General features: G+C 60.7%; 2 protein-coding genes and 1 pseudogene. 1 reads left to right on the forward strand and 2 read right to left on the reverse strand.

Annotated features, from left to right (window positions below):
* Positions 1-220, forward strand: a pseudogene (locus ACZIRK_RS45100) (hypothetical protein); the annotation flags it as partial.
* A gap of 298 nt (positions 221-518) precedes the next feature.
* On the opposite strand, the gene ACZIRK_RS45105 reads toward ACZIRK_RS45100, so the two are convergent.
* Both ACZIRK_RS45105 and ACZIRK_RS45110 read right to left on the reverse strand, forming a co-directional pair.
* Positions 519-836, reverse strand: coding sequence for a hypothetical protein (locus ACZIRK_RS45105; protein ID WP_207231136.1), 318 nt, complete (start codon positions 834-836; stop codon positions 519-521).
* Between the two features lie 247 nt (positions 837-1,083).
* Positions 1,084-1,221, reverse strand: coding sequence for a hypothetical protein (locus ACZIRK_RS45110; RefSeq protein ID WP_245287665.1), 138 nt, complete (start codon positions 1,219-1,221; stop codon positions 1,084-1,086).
* Positions 1,222-1,607 lie beyond the last annotated feature (386 nt).

Consider the following 1,607-nt stretch of genomic DNA (forward strand, 5'->3'; position numbering starts at 1 on the left):
GCAAGCCGCATTCCATTCAGAGCAGCTCCCTCAGGGAGAGCTTCGGCGAGTGCTGGATCATCTGGATGATGAAGCCATGCCGTCAGCAGTCTCCGACCCTTCAGAGGAGCTTCAGCGACTGGAAAAACAGTTGCATGACGAGCTTCACGGGCGACGGGACAATCATGCACTCGATGCGCCATCCACGCATGTAGCGAATGATCGGCGCGACACTGCCTGACACGATCCCGTCGATGACGTCCGCCCCAGCACAGTAATGCGGCGCGCTGATCCTTAGCAGGCCCGAGGTCTTGGTCGAAGGGGCTGACATCGCTGGTATGGCCGTAGTCCGAGTTGTTTGCATTTTCTGCAAAGAGTTATCTTGGTCGCTGTGCAGTTCATCGGCCAGAGCCATGGGGACCGTCGGGCTCAAGATGCCGAGATCGCGAGCGCGAGTAGAACCGTGCGTCGTCTATTACGAGGGGGAGTCATTTCGCTCATGAACCTTCCCGACCAAAGGGGCGGTGGAGTCGATTCGCTCATGGACCCTCTATCGCGTCGCTGCAGACCACCGCGCGATAGAAGTGCTGCGGGAAGCGCGCCTGGACGACGCCCGACACGGTCCCGAGAAAATCCCAATGCTCATTGATCGTCGCACTGCCCTGAAGCACCGCGAGCGTTTGCAGCGGCAGCCGCTTCTTCGTGCGACGACGCACGATCAGCACCTTGCCGTTGCTCACGATCTGGAACGGCTTCCGCTTCTGACCGTCCATGCGCTTCAACTGGCGGCGCACAACGGTATGCACCGGCGCACTGCCAATCGATCCGTAGGGCTTGATCAGAAGCGAGACGGCCACGGCTATCTCGCTTCGCGCGGACCGACAGAGCGTTGTCGGGATACTTCTCCTTGCCCGCACCGATGACGTGGCGCTCCATGTACTTGTCGATGCTGCCCACCGTCGCCATGAGCGTGCTGCCGTTGGCAGGGCGGATGCGGATGCCGCCGACAACCCATGGCCGCCCGGCATCGTGCATCGAATGACTCGCCTTGCGCTCGTGCGCATCCGTTTCAAGTTGACTGTCCATGCCCGCAAAGAACGCGTGCTATTGGCGGAGGAAGAGGAATAGCGCGGCGTTGCCTATCTGGTAGTCCGCAATGCGCTTCTCCCTAATCCTATCCACCAGCTCATTGGCCGCCGCGAAATATTCTTCGGCAAGGGAAGCAGTGTTGGCCTGCATCATGCCGCCGATGGCAAATCCGTGCGGCCCAGACCATTCATCCTCACGCGCGTGATCCCCGGTTAGCTCCTCGAAGTGTCATTCGGCGCGCTGTTTGACCCCTTATCGGCGCCGAAGGTTGACCCCGGCCAGTAATGACGAAACCCTTGGACCGTCGGCGAAAAATCCATCACGTATGGGGTCAACGTTGGAAGCCGATGGGGGCGCATTGCCTCACCAAGGATGTTACCGGAGAACTGACCGTCAGGATTGGGGCGGCGATACCGAATCGGATCGGTGTCGCCGATGGCAGGACGGATCAGCATGGGTGCGCGGCGCGAGCTCACGGCGGCGGTGGTAGAGCGCTATCGATCAGCACGGCGGGCAGATAAGGGGCGCATACTCGACGA

The organism is Bradyrhizobium sp. Leo114 (genome assembly GCF_055229415.2).

Excerpts from the sequence above, each read along its gene's own strand:
- ACZIRK_RS45110 (WP_245287665.1), bottom strand. The coding sequence starts at position 1,221 with ATGATGCAGGCCAACACTGCTTCCCTTGCCGAAGAATATTTCGCGGCG.